14 protein-coding genes and 2 tRNA genes are annotated in these 17,192 nt (G+C 71.4%); 11 read left to right on the forward strand and 5 right to left on the reverse strand.

Annotation, left to right across the window (positions count from 1 at the left end):
• Positions 1-62: 62 nt before the first annotated feature.
• Positions 63-491 (forward strand): alternative ribosome rescue aminoacyl-tRNA hydrolase ArfB, encoded by a 429-nt coding sequence (gene arfB / locus ACFHVL_RS18545; RefSeq protein ID WP_416629373.1) that lies wholly within the window; start codon positions 63-65, stop codon positions 489-491.
• Between the two features lie 28 nt (positions 492-519).
• Here the strand turns inward: arfB and ACFHVL_RS18550 are convergent, their stop codons facing one another.
• The gene (locus tag ACFHVL_RS18550; RefSeq protein ID WP_416629375.1) at positions 520-2,064 is read right to left on the reverse strand and encodes a S8 family serine peptidase; all 1,545 of its coding nucleotides are present in this window, start codon (positions 2,062-2,064) and stop codon (positions 520-522) included.
• 294 nt (positions 2,065-2,358) lie between these two features.
• On the opposite strand from ACFHVL_RS18550, the gene ACFHVL_RS18555 reads away from it, so the two are divergent.
• The 4 genes from ACFHVL_RS18555 to ACFHVL_RS18570 all read left to right on the forward strand — a co-directional run bounded on the left by ACFHVL_RS18555 (position 2,359) and on the right by ACFHVL_RS18570 (position 8,113).
• Positions 2,359-5,799, forward strand: a complete 3,441-nt coding sequence (locus tag ACFHVL_RS18555; protein WP_416629376.1) for a diguanylate cyclase — start codon at positions 2,359-2,361, stop codon at positions 5,797-5,799.
• Positions 5,796-6,317 (forward strand): hypothetical protein, encoded by a 522-nt coding sequence (locus tag ACFHVL_RS18560; RefSeq protein WP_416629377.1) that lies wholly within the window; start codon positions 5,796-5,798, stop codon positions 6,315-6,317. The genes ACFHVL_RS18555 and ACFHVL_RS18560 overlap by 4 nt, the downstream gene beginning before the upstream one ends.
• 31 nt (positions 6,318-6,348) lie before the next feature.
• Entirely contained in the window at positions 6,349-7,275 is a 927-nt protein-coding gene (locus ACFHVL_RS18565; RefSeq protein WP_416629406.1) for a 3-methyladenine DNA glycosylase, read from the forward strand.
• A 247-nt stretch (positions 7,276-7,522) separates the two neighbouring features.
• Positions 7,523-8,113 carry a helix-turn-helix domain-containing protein gene (locus ACFHVL_RS18570; protein WP_416629378.1) on the forward strand — a complete coding sequence of 197 codons (591 nt, stop codon included), beginning with the start codon at positions 7,523-7,525 and terminating at the stop codon, positions 8,111-8,113.
• Between the two features lie 23 nt (positions 8,114-8,136).
• On the opposite strand, the gene ACFHVL_RS18575 is transcribed toward ACFHVL_RS18570, so the two are convergent.
• Positions 8,137-9,360, reverse strand: coding sequence for a hypothetical protein (locus ACFHVL_RS18575; RefSeq protein WP_416629380.1), 1,224 nt, complete (start codon positions 9,358-9,360; stop codon positions 8,137-8,139).
• A 162-nt stretch (positions 9,361-9,522) separates the two neighbouring features.
• Here ACFHVL_RS18575 and ACFHVL_RS18580 point away from each other — a divergent pair, with 162 nt between their 5' ends.
• The 3 genes from ACFHVL_RS18580 to ACFHVL_RS18590 all read left to right on the forward strand — a co-directional run bounded on the left by ACFHVL_RS18580 (position 9,523) and on the right by ACFHVL_RS18590 (position 10,748).
• The gene (locus ACFHVL_RS18580; protein WP_416629381.1) at positions 9,523-10,332 is read left to right on the forward strand and encodes a fumarylacetoacetate hydrolase family protein; all 810 of its coding nucleotides are present in this window, start codon (positions 9,523-9,525) and stop codon (positions 10,330-10,332) included.
• Positions 10,333-10,499: 167 nt separating this feature from the next.
• Positions 10,500-10,571, forward strand: a tRNA-Gln gene (locus ACFHVL_RS18585).
• A 104-nt stretch (positions 10,572-10,675) separates the two neighbouring features.
• A tRNA-Glu gene (locus ACFHVL_RS18590) sits at positions 10,676-10,748 on the forward strand.
• Between the two features lie 166 nt (positions 10,749-10,914).
• On the opposite strand, the gene ACFHVL_RS18595 is transcribed toward ACFHVL_RS18590, so the two are convergent.
• Positions 10,915-11,601 (reverse strand): IclR family transcriptional regulator, encoded by a 687-nt coding sequence (locus tag ACFHVL_RS18595; RefSeq protein WP_326554961.1) that lies wholly within the window; start codon positions 11,599-11,601, stop codon positions 10,915-10,917.
• A 49-nt stretch (positions 11,602-11,650) separates the two neighbouring features.
• On the opposite strand from ACFHVL_RS18595, the gene leuC reads away from it, so the two are divergent.
• From leuC to ACFHVL_RS18610, 3 genes are all read left to right on the forward strand, one after another.
• The gene (gene leuC, locus ACFHVL_RS18600) at positions 11,651-13,108 is read left to right on the forward strand and encodes a 3-isopropylmalate dehydratase large subunit (RefSeq protein ID WP_416629383.1); all 1,458 of its coding nucleotides are present in this window, start codon (positions 11,651-11,653) and stop codon (positions 13,106-13,108) included.
• Positions 13,109-13,148: 40 nt separating this feature from the next.
• Positions 13,149-13,736, forward strand: a complete 588-nt coding sequence (gene leuD, locus ACFHVL_RS18605) for a 3-isopropylmalate dehydratase small subunit (RefSeq protein ID WP_416629384.1) — start codon at positions 13,149-13,151, stop codon at positions 13,734-13,736.
• Positions 13,737-14,008: 272 nt separating this feature from the next.
• Positions 14,009-14,623 carry an HU family DNA-binding protein gene (locus ACFHVL_RS18610; RefSeq protein WP_416629386.1) on the forward strand — a complete coding sequence of 205 codons (615 nt, stop codon included), beginning with the start codon at positions 14,009-14,011 and terminating at the stop codon, positions 14,621-14,623.
• A gap of 103 nt (positions 14,624-14,726) precedes the next feature.
• Here ACFHVL_RS18610 and ACFHVL_RS18615 read toward each other — a convergent pair whose 3' ends face one another.
• Positions 14,727-15,623 (reverse strand): NUDIX domain-containing protein, encoded by an 897-nt coding sequence (locus tag ACFHVL_RS18615; RefSeq protein WP_416629387.1) that lies wholly within the window; start codon positions 15,621-15,623, stop codon positions 14,727-14,729.
• A complete protein-coding gene (locus tag ACFHVL_RS18620) occupies positions 15,611-17,140 on the reverse strand; it encodes a CHAD domain-containing protein (RefSeq protein ID WP_416629389.1) in 1,530 nt (509 codons plus the stop codon). The genes ACFHVL_RS18615 and ACFHVL_RS18620 overlap by 13 nt, the downstream gene beginning before the upstream one ends.
• Positions 17,141-17,192: the final 52 nt, after the last annotated feature.

Raw genomic sequence — 17,192 nt, forward strand, 5'->3', positions numbered from 1 at the left:
TCGGCCCGTATCGCCGCGTCGCTGGTGCGAGCCGGACTCAGGACGGGCGGTACTGTCGGATGATGGCAGCCGGTGACGTGCGAATCAACGACTCGGTGCTGATTCCGGCGCGTGAGCTGACCGAGCGGTTCTCCCGCTCGTCCGGCCCCGGCGGCCAAGGGGTCAACACCGCCGACTCCCGGGTGGAGCTCGCCTTCGACGTCGCCGGCTCGTCGGCGTTGCCGCCGTGGCTGCGTGAGCGGGCAGTGCAACGGCTCGCCGGTCGACTCACCGACGGGGTGTTGACCATCGCCGCCAGCGAGCATCGCAACCAGCTGGCCAACCGGGCGGCGGCCCGGGAGCGGTTGGCCGCCCTGCTGCGGGAGGCGATCGCCGCTCCCGCGCCGACACGCCGGCCCACCCGCCCGTCGCGGGCGGCGAAGGAACGGCGGATCACCGCGAAGAAGCGCCGCGGGCAGACCAAACGGCTGCGCCGCGGCGACTCGGACTGATCGCGCCGGCTCCGTACCGCCGGGTGGGTCAGCACCAGCAGGCGTTCGCCCAACTGTCGGTGGACCAGAAGTGCGATCCCCAGTCACCGGGGGACCACGCACCGGTCGACCAGAAGTGGCTCGACCAGGCCGGGTCGAGCCAGGAGCCGGAGCCGTCCCAGGACGGCGACGTCCAGGCCGCGCCACCCCAGGTGCGGCTGGCCCAGGAGTTGCCGGTCCACCCGTCGGCGGCCATCCGGTGGCCCAGCCACACCCCACCGTTCCAGGCCGTACGGGCACCTGAGTGGCCTGCCCAGGTGGGGCTGCTGAACGGGCCGAAGATGCTCTGCGCACCGGTGAGCGTCACGTTGTTGCGGACCACCTTGCTGGTGCCCCGGGAATCGTCGAGGTGGCCGCTGCCGTCCGAGCGTGTCCACTGCTGGGGCTGCCACGCCGGGGTGTAGGTCAGCGCCGCGTGCAGGTTGACCGAACGCAACCCCAGGTTGGCGCCGGCACCGACGGACAGGAAGGTGCCGCTGCCGACCAGCGTCTGCTTGACCTGGTCCGGGGTGAGCCAGGGTTTGGCCTGCAGCAGCAGCGCGGCCGTCGCGGCGGTCACCGCCACCGCCTGCGACGTGCCGGTGCCACGGAACAGGGTGCTGCCGACCCGGGCACCCGGATAGTGGTTGTCGACGTTGGAGCCGGGATTGCGCAACGACAGCACGGACTGGCCCGGGGCGAGCAGGTCCACCTGCTTGCCGGCTACGGCGAGGTTGGTGAACGGCGCGAGTTCGTCGTCGGCCGTTGTCACGGTGCCCTTGGTCAGGCTGGCACCGACGGCCACGACGTACGGATTGCTCGCCGGGTTGTCCAACCGGCCGAAACCGTTGCCGTCGTTGCCGGCGGCGGTGACCACCACGATGCCGGCGTGCCAGGCCTCTTCGACGGCGAAGTGCAGCGGGTCGGTCCAGAACGCCGGGTTGCCGGCGCTGCCGTAGGCCAGATTCAGCACCCGGATCGGATGACTGGGATCGTGGTTGCGGTTGGCCACCACCCAGTCGACCGCCGCGATCACCTGCGACACGTCGACGGCCCCGTTGGCGATGCCGACCTTGACCGAGGTGAGCTTCGCGTGGGGTGCCAGCCCACGCAGGCCGCTGACCGGGTCGTCGCCGACGAGGATCCCGGCAAGGTGGGTGCCATGGCCGTAGGTGTCCAGCCAGCGCAGACTGGTCGCCTGCGACTCGAAGGACAGGTCCGGGCCGTTGACCACCTGGGCGGCCGGTAGACCGGGGACCGAGACGACTCCGGTGTCGACCATCGCGATGCCGATCCCGGTGCCGTTGAGGTGCGCGGTGGCGGGCGTGTTCGCGCCGATGATGCCGCGGATGTCGGCGAGTGAGGTACCCAGGGTTGCCCCGGGGGAGCTGTTCCAGAGGCTGGCGAAGCCACCGGCCGGCGTGCCGGGCCGCGGTGGCGGCACCGGGACGGAACCGGTCCCGACCAGTCCTGCCGCGACCAACGTCAGGACGGTCGACAGTGTGGCGATCTGACGGCGGCGGCGTCGCGGCCACGTGGCACTCTTCGTTCGCACCGGTGAAATCCTCCTGACGCATGGCGGGACCGTGTTGTCGATGGAAGAGTCCGTCCGGGTGCGACATCCGACACGCCACGGTGGACCTGTCACGTAGCAGAAACCTCCGGACCGGGAACGAACATCCTCCTATCGTGCAGGACCTGCGGCGGGCCGGTGGACTCCGTGCGTGCTCCTCGCCGGATAACATCGATTTGTAGTGACCTGAGTTGCAGGCACTGTCAACCACGCCGACACACCTGGCGCTCGGGTGACCGGCACACCGGTGGTGACGAGGGCGGTGAGAGGTACGACGTGGCGGCGGCCGATTCGGTCACGGGAGCCCGTCCGCGTGCCTCCCTGGAGCCCTACCTCAGGCGGCAGCTGAGCCGCCCTGGGCAGCCCTGCGCGGTGTTCCTCTTCGACGTCGACTTCTTCAAGACCGTCAATGACGTCTACGGCCACCTGCGGGGCGACCGCGTGCTGCGGCAACTGGCCGACCGGGTGCGCGCGAACTGCCGAAGGCAGGACGCCCTGTTCCGCTACGGCGGGGACGAGTTCGTCGTGGTGCTGCCGGAAACCGACCGTTCCGACGCGGTGCGGCTCGCGCTGCGGTTGACCGAGCGGATCCGGGCCACGGAGTTCGCGGGTGACCCGCCACTGCACCTGACGGTCAGCCTCGGTGTGGCGTCCGCGCCGCAGGACGGACGCACCGCCAACCAACTGCTCGATCATGCAGACCGGCGCAACTACCTGGCGAAGCGCCGTGGCCGGGACAGCGCGGTCGCCGACGATGTGGAGATCTCCGACGGGGACGGGTCACGGCTGTGGGAGCGTGACGAACCACTGCGCCGTACGCACGAGTTCCTGACCCGGCTGCAGCTGGTCGGGCGTGGTGCGGCGTGGATCCAGGGGCCACGCGGTGTGGGGCACACCCGCTTCCTCGACGAGGTCGCGCGACTGGCAACGCTGCGCGGATTCGCGGTGGTCAGGGTGCCGTCCGAGCCGGAGCCGCTGCCGCTGCCGGTCTTCGCCGAGCGGCTGCTGCTGATCGCCGACCTGGCTGCGGTGGACCGAGTCCCGGAGCTGCTGCGTGCCTGGTCCCGGCCGAGGATGTTGCCGCCGGTGCTCGGACTGGTGCGGGCCGGCACCGAGACCGGGCTGCCAGCGGTGTCGCCGACCGCGACCAAGGTCGGCGAGCCGGTCTCGGTGGCCGGCCCGGATCCGCTGTCCGGGTCCGGGTCCGGGTCCGGGTTCGGGTTCGCCGAGGTGTACCTGCCGGAGCTGGACCGGATCGAGCTCTCCCCGTGGTCGCCGGCGACGCTGCGGATCTGGCTGCGGACCGTGCTGCGCGGCGAGCCGAGCCGGGCACTGGTGTCCTGGTTTGCCCGGCAGAGCGCCGGGTTGCCGGCCCTGGCCGCCCGGGAGCTCGACCGGGTACGCGGCCGTCGTGGCCTGGTCGGCTCGGGCACCGGCGGCTGGACGGTGAGCCCGGAACTGCTCGGCCGGCCGCAACCCCGGGTGCGGCTGCCCACGCCGATGACGCCGCTGGTGGGCCGCGACCGGCAGGTCGCCCGGGTGTGCGAGGTGCTGGCCGTTGGCCGGCTGGTTACCCTGGTCGGGGCCGGCGGGATCGGCAAGACCAGGCTGTCGCTGTCAGTCGCGGGGCAGGTCGCGAACCGGTTCGACGACGGCGTCTGCTTTGTCGCGCTGGCGGCGGCCCGCACGGCCGACGACGTGCTGGCCGCGGTCGCCGCCGCCCTGGACGTGTCGCCCCGGCTCGATCAGTCGACCTTGGACGCTCTGGCGGAGCAGCTGGCCGATGTCGAGCTGCTGTTGGTGCTGGACAACCTGGAGCAGGCGCTGGCCGCCGGCCCGCCACTGGGCCAACTGTTGGCCGCCGCCGGGCGCATCCGGGTGCTGGCCACCAGCCGGGAGCCGCTGGGCATCTACGGCGAGCAGGTGTTCCGGGTCCCGCCGCTGCCGTTGCCGCCGGTCGCCGACCTGCCGCAGGGTGCCGGTGCCGCTGCCGAGGCGATCGCCGCCTACCCGGCGATCGCCCTGTTCGACCAGATGGCCCGGGCGGCCGACGCCGATTTCGTGCTGACCGCCGAGTCGCTGCCGGCGGTCGCGCAGCTGTGCCGGCGACTGGACGGGCTGCCGTTGGCGATCGAGCTCGCCGCCGCCCGTACCGACCAGCTGAGCCCGGCGGCACTGCTGGAGCGGCTCGGGCCGCGACTGGACGCACTCGGCTGCGGCCCGGTGGACCGGCCGCCCCGCCAGCAGACGCTGCGGGGCACGGTCGACTGGAGCTACGGGCTGCTCGACCCGCAGCAGCAGGAGATCTTCCTCGCCGTCGCGGTCTTCCCCGCCAGCGCCACGGCGGCGGCGATCGCGGCGGTGGCCGGGGCGCCGGCGGACCCGGTCGACGCCGTCGCGGACGGGCTGGCGGCGTTGGTCCGCAAGAGTCTGTTGGTGGCGGTGGTCGGTGTCGGCGGAAACCGGCGGTACGCCATGCTCAACACCATCGCGGCCCGGGCCCGGCAGTTGGCGCCCGCCGAGCGGCGTGGCCGGCAGCTGCGCGACTACCTGACGTACTTCGCCGATCTCGCCGACCGGGCCGGTGCCGGAATGGCTGGCCCGGAGCAGGGCCGCTGGGCCGAGGAGCTCGACCACGACTATCTCAATCTGCGGGCCGCGCTCGATGCGGCCGTTGCCGCCGACGACCTGGCGATCGCGACCCGACTCTGCCTCGGGCTGTGGCGGTACTGGCGCAACGGCAGCCACATCCGCGATGGTCGACAATGGCTCGACCGGGTCGTCTCCGCCCCGGCCGGGCTGGCCGACGACTACCGGCGACAGCTGCTGTACCCGGCGGCGGTGCTGGCCGCGACGCAGGACGACACAGCGACCGCAGCCAGGCTCGGCGCCGACTGTCTGGTCCTCACCGAACGCGTCGGCGATCAGGAGGGCACCGCGCAGGCCCGCAACATTCTCGGCGTCGCGGCCATGCTCGCCGGCCGCTACGACGAGGCCGGTGACCATTTCCGGTACGGGTTGGAGGTGTGGCGGGAGCTGGGGGTCAAGTCCGGGATGGCGATCGCGCTCGGCAATCTTGCGAAGGTCTGCCTGCGACTGGGTGACATCGCCGACGCCGACTGGCACATCAACCAGTGTCTCGCGCTGGAACGCGAGGCCGGCAACAGCAGGGGAGTCCTGCTCGGGTTGACCTGCCTGGCCGAGATCCTGCTCGCCCGTCCGGACCCGGCCGCCGCCGCCGATGTGGCCCGGTCGGCGCTGGAGTTGGCGTCCGACCTCGGTGACCTGTTCGGTGCGGCGGTAGCGTTGCATCAACTCGGCCAGTGCCGGCTCGCGGTCGCCGACCGGCCCGCCGCGCTGCGGTTGTTCGTCGTCGCGTTGCAGCGCCGCTACGAGTTGGGTGACCGGGCGGACCTGGCGACCTCGCTGGAGACGGTGGCCGAGGTGATCGTCGACGACGACCCGGCGCTGGCGGTGCGGATCCTCGCCGCCGTCGACGCGCTGCGTCGCCGCTACGGTCTCGTCGCGCCGGTCGCCGTGCAGGCCCGGTGCGACGAGACCCGCGCCGCCGGCCGGGCCGCACTCGGTGAGTCCGGGTACGCGGCCGCCTGGGACTGCGGCTCCACCACCGCATTGGACCTGATCGTCGACCAGGCACTCGACTGCGCCCCGGATGGACCACGTGACCCGGCCACGATGCTAGGGTCCCGTGGGTGATCGAAGCCGCTGTCCATCTCGCCGCCCAGCCCCGTCTCGACACGCTCGTCACCGAGTTGCATTCCGAGTCGCGCCGGCTGCGTACCGACTACGCCGGCGTCGCGTGGATCGGTGACCGTCCGGCCGCAGGCAGCGGCATGGCGGGCCCCGACTACACCCGCCGTGCCGTGGACGCCGTGCTGTTCCTGCCGGACACCCACTGGTACGACGTCGACACCCTCGATGACGTGGAGGTCCAGGTGACCGCCGGGCTGCTGCAGGTCGCCCCGACCGCCCGGCAGTCCCAGGGCCTGGTCGGCGCGCTCGCCGAGCCGACGGTGGACTTCTTCGAGCACCCCGAAGGGGAGCCCGGGGTTGGTCTGTGTCTACAGGTGCGCGGGGAGATCTGGTCGAATCTGGGCGTGTCCTACCGGGTGAGTGTGCTCTGCCGCCGGGAGGCGTTGCTGCGGGTCGGCGACACCGACACCGAAGCTGACGCCGAGGACGGCGACGTCGACGGCCAGGTCTCCGCAGCCTGATTCCGCGTGGCGGCGGCCGGTCTGCCGGCACCTGAGGGCGCCGGCCTACCCTGGTCGGGTGACCGAGACCGGGCTCGACCGGGCCGACTGGACCCGTCGGCGCGACGCGCACGCCGAGCGCGTCGACCGGCTGGTCGGTGGGCACTTGGAGCGCCGTCGGCGGGGCGAGGCACATCCGGTCGCTGACTTCCTGTTCACCTACTACGCGTACCGGCCGGCGCAGCTGCGTCGGTGGCATCCCGGCGCGGGGGTGGCCCTGGCCGAGGCCGATCCGGCCGAGTGGGGCCGGGATTACCACGCGGTGGCGACGGCGGCCGGTCCGGTGGTCACCGTGGACATCGCCGGGTTCCTGGCCCGCCGTGGGGCGACCGTGGCCCTGGTACGCGAGCTGCTGGCTCGTACCGAGGGCCGGCCGGGGCACTTCGGCTGCTTCGGGCTGCACGAGTGGGCGATGGTCTACCGGCAGGCGCCTGACGAGGTGCGGCACGAACGGTGGCCGTTGCGGATGAGCCCGCAGGGCATCGCCGAGTTCGTCGACAGCCAGCGGATCCGGTGCAGCCACTTCGACGCGTACCGGTTCTTCACTCCGGCGGCCCGGCCGTTGAACCTGTTGGCGCCGACGCGGCCGACGCAGGCCGAGTTCGAGCAGCCCGGCTGCCTGCACGCCAACATGGATCTCTACAAGCACGCGTACCGGCTGGTGCCGTTGGTGTCGGCGGAGGTCGTGGTGGACTGCTTCGAGCTGGCCCGCGACATCCGCGACCTGGACATGCGGGCCAGCCCGTACGACCTTCGGGAGCTGGGGTATCCGCCGGTGCGGATCGAGACCCCGCACGGCCGGACCGAGTACGTGGCGATGCAGCGTGGGTTCGCCGACCGGGCGGCGGTGCTGCGTCGTCGGCTGTTGGCGGAGCTTGAGCGGTTCGACGAGGGCGAGGATCCGGCGTACCGGATCTGACATTTCCCGCTGAGTCCGTATTTCTGGGGTGGTTTATGACCGACGGTGCCCGGCTGCCCGGATTTGAACTTTCCAATGGTTGACCGAACCTAGACGTTCAACTAACATCAAGCGCGGCAATTCGCGCAGTGAGTGGGAAGTGGAGTGCGCAGATCCAACTGGCGTTCAAAATATCCTGGGCGAAGGACGGAAGTTGATCGTCGGGTTGGAATCAACCGTGAGGCCTCGGTTGAAAGGGAGGTCCGCTGTGACCGAGCTGATGGTCAGCCGGGTGATCGAGGACGTCGCGACACTCAAGGCACTGGCCGACCCGATCCGGATGCGGGTGCTCGAGCTGGCGATGTCGGAGCCTGAGCGGACCTGGACGGCCAAGGAGCTGGCCCGAATCATCGGCGTCCCCCCGACGAAGATCTACTACCACCTCAACCAGCTGGAGCAGCATCAGCTGGTGCACATCCGGGACACCCGGGTGGTCAACGGCATCATCGAGAAGCAGTACGGTGCGGGTCAGCTCAACCTCACCTTCCACCGTCGCTCCGGCGACGAGCCCAGCCCGGCGCAGGAGATCGTCTCCACGCTGCTGGGCCAGACCCGGGACGAGATCGAGGGCGGTCTCAACGCCGGCACCATCTCCGCCAGCAGCGAGGCGCCCGATCCGGTCCGGATGGTGCTCAGCCGCAACGTCGCGGAGATTCCGCAGCATCGGATCGCGGAGTTCCGCCAAGAGATGCTCGCTCTGATGCGCCGGTTCGATGAGGCCAGCGTCGCCCGGGAGGGCGGGGCCGGTGGGCACCGGTTCGCCATGCTGGTCGCGATGCACCCGTTGGGGCGGCCCTGACCCGGTCGCGCCGGGTGCGCACGTCAGGTGACCGACACCCCAGCGGAGAAGGCACCGCTGCGTAGCTCCAGTCGCTCCGGGACGAGTTCACCGCTGATGGTGAACGCCAACGGCACCAGCAATCGCGCGCCGGCAGCCACCGGTTCGGCGAAGATGTCCCGTCCACCGTTCTCCTGCCGGGTCGTTGCCTCGTCCACCGCGACCCAGTCGCCGGTGGGCAGGTACGCCCGCTGCAGTGGGGCGTACCAGAACTGCTCGTCGTCGCTGCGGTTGCGTAGCGCGACCGTCGCTACGCAGCGCTGCTGCTGCCCGCCCTCCGGCGCGCAGGCCATCCGGAAAACGGTGAACTCGAAGGCGGACTCGGTCAGCAGCACCCCGAGCCCGCCGATCTGCGTGGTGCCGATCCAGCCGCTGGGCACCTGGTTCGCCCGGTCGAGGACGGTCGATCCGTACGTGGCACCCCGCACGGTGGCCACCGCCAGACCGGTCAGCATCGCGATCAGCAGGCCGAAGACCATCGGTGTGGTCGGCCGCCACCGCCGGCCGACCGGCGGTGGAGCCGGCGGTGCCGAGGGCAACCGGACCCGTCGACCACCGGCGGTGACCACCCGACGCCGGGTGATCCGATGCTGCTGCATCCGTCGCCGCCAGCCGTACCCGATCATCGTGACCACCGTCAGCACGGCCAGCCCACCGATCAGCGGTAGCGACGGCCGCTGCCACCATGCCTGGTCGGTGCCCTCGACGCCGGCGGTGGCCGACCACTGTGCCGTCGCGCAGTCGTACGGCCGGGTGGTGTCCCGCTGGTAGGCGCAGACCGGGAACGGCTCCGGTGCCCCGCTGCCGCCGGGCCGGAACGACGCGTGGACCGATTCCGTGCCACTGGCCGGCAGGCTCAACTGCCAGGTGACCTCCGTCTCGGCCGGCTGCCCACCGGAGCTGACGGTGGCGACCGCCGCGTCGGCCGGTACGCCGAGCCGTAGCGTGACGTCGACCGGTGCGACCGTACGGTTGCTCACCTCGACCTGGTAGGCGGGGGTACCCTGCCCGGCACTGTTGATCGTCACCGCGACCAGCTCCTGCCCGGCCGTCGGCGGTGTCGGTGGTGCGGCCCAACCCGCGGTCGGCGCGAGCAGCACCCCGCCCGCGACCAGGCCGACCACGGCGGCCCTGCCGAGCCGGTTGACCCGGCCGGCCGGGTCAACCGGTAGCGTGCCGCTTCCCGGCCCACGTTGCCACGCTGACATCAGCATCACGATCCCCGCCCCCGACCCGAACGGTAGGCCGAACCTGGCCGGCCGGCCCACGAAGCGCGATTTCGCCACCGGATCCGGTGACCGGTGCTACATTTCCTCGCCCCGCGTCGCCACCGTGCCGGGTCGCCGCGCCGGACCCGTTAGATTGACCGGGTGCGTATCGCTCGTTTCGCCCATGGCAAGGGCATGTCGTTCGGGATCGTCGAGGGTGAGGCGGGTGCCGGCCCGCAGGCGCTGACGGTCGCCGAGGTCGAAGGCCACCCGTTCGGCAAGCTGACCTTCACGTCGCAGCGTTGGGCGCTGGCCGATGTCCGGCTGCTGTCGCCGATCCTGCCGAGCAAGGTGGTGTGTGTGGGGCGCAACTACGCCGACCACGCCGCCGAGCACGGTGCCGAGGTGCCGGCCGAGCCGCTGCTGTTCCTCAAGCCGTCGACGTCGGTGATCGGCCCCCGTGACGCGATCCGGCTGCCCAGCCAGTCCCGCCAGGTGGAGCATGAGGCGGAGCTCGCGGTGGTGATCGGTCCGCCCGGGGCCCGCCGTGCCGACCGGGCGGCCGCCGAGCGGGCCATCTTCGGCTACACCTGCGCCAACGACGTCACCGCCCGGGACCTGCAGTGGTCGGACGGCCAGTGGACCCGGGCCAAGGGCTTCGACTCGTTCTGTCCGATCGGGCCGTGGATCGTCACCGGGCTGGATGTCTCGGACCTGGAGGTCCGCTGCGAGGTTGGCACCGACCCGGAGCAGCTGGAGGTACGCCAACTCGGTCGTACCAAGCAGATGGTCTTCGACGTGCCGACCTTGGTGTCGTACGTGTCACACGTGATGACGCTGCTGCCCGGCGATGTGATCCTGACCGGAACCCCGGCGGGGGTCAGCGAGCTGACCGCCGGGGACACCGTGTCGGTTCAGATCGAGGGGATCGGCGAGCTGGCCAACCCGGTGGTCGCGGCCGACCCGGTGTGAGCCGATCCGGGGGCGGGCTGACCTGGGGTGAGCCGATCCGGGGGGCGGGCTGACCTGGGGTGAGCCGACTCGGCGCCGAGGCGCGCTGCGGCAAACCGCTGCGGTAACCCGATTTGGCGCGCACCATGGGGTCAGGTAGAGTTCTGTCCCGGTGCAGCAAGCGCCGATGGGGTATGGGGTAATTGGCAGCCCGACTGATTCTGGTTCAGTTAGTCTAGGTTCGAGTCCTGGTACCCCAGCGACCGATGCCGGAAGGGATTCCGGATGGCATCGGGGTGCTGGTCTCTGTTAGAGTTCGGCACCGCGTCCTAACGGACACAGCGGTAGGAAACACGGAAGTTCTGGCCCCGTCGTCTAGCGGCCCAGGACGCCGCCCTCTCAAGGCGGTAGCGCCGGTTCGAATCCGGTCGGGGCTACAGATGTGACACAGAAATGCGGCGGGCACCACCGATCACCGGTGGTGCCCGCCGCATTTCTGCATCACACCCGAACCTCACCGGCGATCTTGCAGTTATCGAGAGTATTTGCCCGAATTGTCCCTCGATAACTGCAAGATCGCCGGTGAGGTTCGGGGACGGGTCGTCAGAGGCCCGAGAGTCGTTGGCCGGCGCGGACGACCGCCATGGCATGGCGCTCGCCGGGGCGGCGGCCGAGTCGCTCGATCGGGCCGGAGACACTGACCGAGGCGATCACCCGGCCGGTGCGGTCCCGGATCGGAGCCGAGACGCTGGCCACCCCGGCCTCGCGTTCGGCTACGCTCTGTGCCCAGCCGCGTCGGCGCACCTCGGCCAGCGTCCGGCCGGTGAACTTGCAGCGAGGCAGCAGTGGCATGACGGCCTCGGGCGGCTCCCAGGCGAGCAGGATCTGCGCGGCCGAACCGGCGGTCATCGGCAGCACCGAGCCGATCGGCACCGTGTCCCGCAGCCCGCTGGCCCGCTCGGCGGCCGCGACGCAGATCCGTTCGTCGGCGCGGCGCAGGTACAACTGTGCGCTCTCGCCGGTGGCGTCGCGCAGGGCGGCCAGCAAGGGCTCGGCCGCGGTCAGCAGCACATCGGGCGCGGCGTTGGCCAACTCGCCCAGCCGGGGGCCGGGCCGCCAGCGCCCCTGGGTGTCCCGGACCAGCATCCGATGGATCTCCAGCGCCTGGGCCAGCCGGTGCGCGGTGGCCCGGGGCAGCTTGGTCCGCTCGACGAGTTCGGCCAGGCTGGCGCCGTCCACGCACGCCGCGAGGATCACGACCGCCTTGTCGAGAACGCCGACACCGCTCATACTGTGTCCCACAAGCCGAAACATACCTCCCAGAATTTAGGATGTCCAGATGGTGGGAGCCACTTCGAAGCCGACATCGCCCAGGACCCTGGCCGAGAAGGTCTGGGACGCCCACGTGGTGCGATCCGCCCCGGGCGAACCGGACCTGCTCTACATCGACCTGCACCTGCTGCACGAGGTCACCAGCCCGCAGGCCTTCGACGGGCTGCGCGTGGCCGGGCGCCCGGTACGCCGTACCGACCTGACCCTGGCCACCGAGGACCACAACACCCCGACCGGGTACGCCGATCCGGCGTTCAACAGCCGACGCGGTGACCTGCTGACGATCAGCGACCCGACCTCGCGTACCCAGATCGAGACGCTGCGCCGCAACTGTGCCGAGTTCGGCATCAAGCTGCACGCCCTCGGCGACGAAGAGCAGGGCATCGTGCACGTCATCGGCCCGCAGCTGGGCCTGACCCAGCCGGGCATGACCATCGTGTGTGGCGACTCGCACACCGCGACCCACGGCGCCTTCGGCGCGCTCGCCTTCGGCATCGGCACCAGCGAGGTCGAGCACGTGCTCGCCACCCAGACACTGCCGCAGACCGGGCCGAAGACGATGGCGGTCACCGTGACCGGCGAGCTGGGCCCCGGCGTCACCGCCAAGGACCTGGTGCTGGCCCTGATCACCCAGGTCGGCACCGGCGGCGGCCGTGGCTACGTCGTCGAGTACCGGGGTGAGGCGATCCGCAAGCTCTCCATGGAGGGCCGGATGACAGTGGCCAACATGTCCATCGAGTGGGGCGCCAAGGCCGGCATGGTCGCACCGGACGAGACCACCTTCGCTTACCTCAAGGGCCGGCCGAACGCGCCGCAGGGCGCCGACTGGGACACCGCCGTGGCCTACTGGTCCAGTCTGGTCACCGACGAGGGCGCGACGTTCGACGCCGAGGTGATCCTCGACGCCAGCGCGATCACGCCGTTCGTGACCTGGGGCACGAACCCGGGGCAGGGCGCCGCGCTGAGCGCCACCGTGCCCGACCCGGAGCAGTTCGACACCGACGCGGAGCAGGTCGCCGCCCGGCGGGCCCTGGAGTACATGGACCTGCGGCCCGGCACCGCGCTGCGGGACGTCGCCGTCGACGTGGTCTTCGTGGGCTCCTGTACCAACGGCCGGCTGGAGGACCTACGGGCCGCCGCCGACGTGCTGCGCGGACGCAAGGTCGCCGACGGCGTACGGATGCTGGTGGTGCCCGGCTCGGCCAAGGTGCGCGAGGCCGCCGAGACCGAGGGACTCGACAAGGTCTTCGCCGAGGCCGGCGCGGAGTGGCGGTTCGCCGGCTGCTCGATGTGCCTGGGCATGAACCCGGACACCCTCAAGCCGGGGGAGCGCTCCGCGTCCACCTCCAACCGCAACTTCGAGGGCCGGCAGGGCCGCGGCGGGCGTACTCATCTGGTGTCGCCGCCGGTGGCCGCTGCCACCGCTGTGGTGGGCCGGCTGGCCGCGCCGGCGGACCTGAACTGACCGGCCGGGCGACGACGCACCGACTAGACGGGAACACGACATGGACAAGTTCACTCTGCACACCGGGACCGCTGTCCCGCTGCGCCGATCCAACGTGGATACGGATCAGATCATCCCGGCCGTGTACCTCAAGCGGGTGACCCGGACCGGCTTCGCCGACGGACTATTCAATGCCTGGCGCGAGGATCCGGAATTCGTTCTGAACAATCCTTCATATTCGGGGGCATCCATTCTCGTCGCTGGCCCGGAGTTCGGCACCGGGTCATCGCGTGAACACGCCGTGTGGGCCTTGCGGGACTGGGGCTTCCGGGCGGTGATGTCTCCCCGCTTCGGAGACATCTTCCGGGGCAACGCACTCAAGGAAGGCCTCCTGCCGGTCGAGCTGGAAATGGCCGCCATTGAGGAATTGTGGGCGCTCGTCGAGAGCGATCCCACCGCAGCAGTCACCGTCGACCTCACCACCCGCGAGGTCAGAGCCGGCGGGGCCAGCTGGTCGTTCCCGATCGACGAGTTCAGTCGGTGGCGGCTCATGGAGGGACTGGACGACATTGGACTGACCCTGCGTCACGAGTCGGACATCACCGAGTACGAGAGGAACCGCCTGCCCATCAAGCCGGTCGTCGTATAGCTCCGATCCGCCTCGCGCGGCGCTACCTGTGCCCTGTGTTGGCCATCACCAAGGCCTTCCCGAGCGCTTGCCAGACGCCGATTCCGCCCCCATCCGATGGCCCACCAACCGCCCGGCTACTGCCAACCGGCCGGTTCGGGCCACCGGATGGGGGCGAATCCGTTACGACACAAGGACTTTTTTCCCGTAGATGTTTGTGTCCTGCCGGTACAGGGCATACCGTGCGCGCAGAATGGCTCGCAGAGTCCAGTTGCACATACGGGAGGGAACTCGTGAACAAGGCAGAGCTCATCGACGCGCTTGCGGCTCGCCTGGGGGACCGAAAGACGGCGACGACGGCGCTCGACGCCGTCCTGGCCGAGGTCCAGGCGGCGGTCACCAAAGGCGACCGAGTGGGTATCACCGGGTTCGGGGTCTTCGAGAAGCGCGTCCGCGCGGCTCGAACAGCCCGCAACCCGCGTACCGGGGAGTCGGTGAAGGTCAAGAAGACATCCGTGCCGGTCTTCCGGCCTGGAGCGGGCTTCAAGGACATGGTGGCCGCCGGCAAGGCGCCTAAGGCCACCGCGGCCAAGAGCGCGGCCAAGACCACCACGGCTCGGGCCGGTGCGGCGAAGTCCACCAGCTCCGCCGCCAAGTCGACCGCAGCCAAGGCACCCGCGAAGCGGGCCACCACGGCCAAGAAGACCGCCGCCACCAAGTCGACCGCGACGAAGTCGGCGGCTTCCGCCCCAGCCAAGAAGACCACGGCCAAGAAGACCGCCGCGACGAGGTCGACCGCTTCCACCCCGGCCAAGAAGTCCGCCGCGACGAAGTCCACCGTGACCAAGTCCGCAGCGGCGAAGAAGGCTCCGGCGAAGAAGTCCGCGGCCCGCAAGACCACTCGCTGACCGGCCGGCCAGACCGGCCGAACAGCCATCACACACGAAGGCGCCTACCGAGACCCGGTAGGCGCCTTCGTGTGTGCGCAGACCCTGCTGCGCGCGGGGCCGGTCACAGCTGGTCGGCGCCGACCAGCCGGTCACCGGCGAACGACAGCAGCCAGCCACCGCCCTTGGCCGTCAGGTAGTCCGCCGACGCGCGCCGACTCAACAGCATCAGCGCCGGCGCGATCACCTTTCCCTGACTGCAGACCGCCGCCGGCGTACCGGCCGCCGCCAACTCGGCCAACCGGCCGGCCGCCGCCAACGCCTTCTCGTCCGGGTCCTGGCCGGGCGCCGGCTCGTCGAACACCGAGTCCACCTCGACCGGCAGATCCACCGCCCGCGCCAACGGGGCCACCGTCTGCACGCACCGCCGCGGCGACGCGGACAACACCCGGTCCGGCCCGGTGAGCGCCAGCAACGCGGCCAACGCCTGCGCCTGGCGCAGACCCGCGGTGTCCAACGGACGCGCACTGTCCGGACCAGGCCAGGTGTCCCGGCTGCCGGCATGCCCGTGCCGCACCAGGGTCAACGTCACAGACACCGGTGGCAGCGCCGCGAACCCGCGCAGCACCCCCACGTCGTGCCGGTACGTCAACTGCCGCTGGGCCTGCCTCAGCGGCAGCCAGCACACCTCGTCCACCTCGTCGGCGGCCTCGTCGGGCACCGGCCCGGACGAGGCCCGCACCGCCCGCATCGACCAGTAGTCCACCAGCTTGGGGTGGCCGTCCGGCATCGTGTACCGGATAGACGGCAGCCGCACCTGCGGCACCGCGCGTACCCCGGTCTCCTCGGCGACCTCGCGTACCGCGGCCGCCAGCGGATGCTCCGCCGGCTCCAACTTGCCCTTCGGCAACGACCAGTCGTCATGCCGGGGCCGATGGACGAGACACACCTCGATCGTGCCGGTGTCGTCGGCCCGCCACACCACGCCGCCGGCGGCGCGCACCTCGGTCACGGCAACCACTTCGTACGCTGCTTCGTCGTCGCCCGACCCCAGGCGACCGCGAAGTCCGCGCGGGCGGCCCGGATCGCCGCCCGTTCCCGCTCCACCAGCCGCCCCGCGGTCACCGCCAACTCGTGATCGTCCGGATGGCCGGCCGCGATCTCCCGCCAGGTGTCGGCGGCGACCGCCGCGTCCTGATGCTCACCGAGCAGGTTCTGCACCTTCGACAAGGCCCTCGCCAACTTGGCCGCCCCACCGCCGACCACCGGCGCCACCGCGTCCACCGCGTACCGGGCCTTCTTGCCGTTGATCCGCACCGCGTGCCAGCGTTCGTCGGGGGCGTCCAGCATCAGATCGGCCGCACCGTCCACCCCGCTGCCGCCGTACGCCAACCGCCGCCACGGCTTGGCGACCAGCCTCGGCAGCACCTCGGTCGCCGGGCCGACGGCCGCCCCGGTCAGCTGCGGCTCGCGGGCCGCCCGCACCAGCATCTCCACCAGAGCAACGTACCGGTCGGAGCGCAGCGCGGCGTCCACCTCGGCCAGTGCCGTGCCGTGACGGTCGGCGAGCGTCGCGTCGATCCGGTCGACCGCCGCCGACGGCAGCGGCGCCAACGGGTCCGCCGCCGCGGTACGCCGCAGCCGCGCCCGCAGCACCTCGGCGTCGCGGGCACCACCGAGCACCCCGGCCAGCCACTTCACCTCCTCGCGCAGCGGCGCGGCCCAGTCGGAATCCACCAACGCCCGGAAGGTACGCAGGTCGCTGCGCAGCCGCCGGCAGCCCACCCGCATCTGGTGTACGGCGGTGTCGTCGTCGCCGACCGGGGCGTGCAGCCGCACCAGCGGGTCGTGGGCCAGGATCCGGGCGATGCCGTCGCGGATCGCCCGGGTCACCACGTCGGCGGCGGCCGGCTCGGCCGGCAACGGCTCCACCGCCGCCAGGTCGGCCGGGCCGGCAGCCGCCGCGCCCAACGCGCGTACATGCTTGGGGGTGAACCCGCCAGCGGTCGCCCCCGCCGCGACCAACTCGGTCTCCACCCGGTCGAGCAGCTCCCGGTCGCCGGTCTTGAACTCGACCTCGATCTCGCGGAACGTCGACCGGACCGTCTTGCCGTCGAGCACCGACACCGCGTCGTCGGCCAGCTCCACCAGCAGCGCGTCGTCGGCGTCGCGTACCTCCAGCACCTGGCGCACCGTGCGCACCGTCGCCGCCGGCGTCAGTTCGGCCCCCCGCGAGTACGCGGTCACCAGCCAGGCCAGCTCAGCCGGCAGCTTGCTCCGCTTGCCGGGTCGACTGATCTCGTGCCGTACGCCGGGGGCGTCCGCCGGCAGCTTCACCGTCCACGGCTCGTCGTCACCGACCCGGTGCCGCAGCGACACCCCGGCGCGGGCCAGCCGTAGATCCGGGGTGTCGTGGTAGGTGGCGGTCAACTTGGCCGCGGGCACCGCCACCAGCCGGCCGCCGTCCGGCACACATCCGGCCAGGTCCGGCACGGCGAAACCGCCGTCGACCTCGTACTTGCGTTCCTCCTCCACCATCGGGCCAGCCTAGCGCCGTCAGACGGCGGACAGCCGGTGCCGGGGAACTGCC

This window comes from Micromonospora sp. LOL_023, assembly GCF_048060115.1.
GTDB lineage: Bacteria > Actinomycetota > Actinomycetes > Mycobacteriales > Micromonosporaceae > Micromonospora_E.

What these genes read in the sequence shown, in the direction of transcription:
- arfB (WP_416629373.1), top strand. Translation starts at nt 63, where the DNA reads ATGGCAGCCGGTGACGTGCGAATCAACGACTCGGTGCTGATTCCGGCG.
- ACFHVL_RS18575 (WP_416629380.1), bottom strand. Translation starts at nt 9,360, where the DNA reads ATGTCAGCGTGGCAACGTGGGCCGGGAAGCGGCACGCTACCGGTTGAC.
- ACFHVL_RS18595 (WP_326554961.1), bottom strand. Translation starts at nt 11,601, where the DNA reads ATGAGCGGTGTCGGCGTTCTCGACAAGGCGGTCGTGATCCTCGCGGCG.
- leuC (WP_416629383.1), top strand. Translation starts at nt 11,651, where the DNA reads ATGGTGGGAGCCACTTCGAAGCCGACATCGCCCAGGACCCTGGCCGAG.
- leuD (WP_416629384.1), top strand. Translation starts at nt 13,149, where the DNA reads ATGGACAAGTTCACTCTGCACACCGGGACCGCTGTCCCGCTGCGCCGA.
- ACFHVL_RS18620 (WP_416629389.1), bottom strand. Translation starts at nt 17,140, where the DNA reads ATGGTGGAGGAGGAACGCAAGTACGAGGTCGACGGCGGTTTCGCCGTG.